The organism is Neisseria sp. P0008.S010 (assembly GCF_051962715.1).
In the GTDB taxonomy this organism is placed as follows: domain Bacteria; phylum Pseudomonadota; class Gammaproteobacteria; order Burkholderiales; family Neisseriaceae; genus Neisseria; species Neisseria elongata.
This window is the reverse complement of record NZ_JBQCVA010000437.1, coordinates 1-236: the sequence shown is the minus strand read 5'-3', so window position 1 is coordinate 236 and position 236 is coordinate 1. Positions and strand designations below refer to the sequence as shown.

Genomic DNA, 236 nt, shown 5'->3' with positions numbered 1-236 from the left:
ACCCCGAACAACAAGCACGCGCAAAAGACGTACTGGACGGATTGGGATACGACAACATCGTCTTCCTCACCAACGACGGCCTGAGGACGCAAAATGCCTCCGCCCCGTTTGATGCAGTATACATCGGCGGCGCGGTGGACGACATCCCCTAAATCCTTAAACAGCAGCTGCGCGACGGCGGCCTCCTGATTGCAGTTACCGGCAGCCATCCCGTTCAGCGCGCCCGCCTGATTACC

At 59.3% G+C, this 236-nt stretch carries 1 pseudogene; it reads left to right on the top strand.

Annotated elements, in window-relative coordinates:
- Positions 1-236: pseudogene (locus ACTHSL_RS14240) on the top strand (protein-L-isoaspartate O-methyltransferase family protein); the annotation flags it as partial.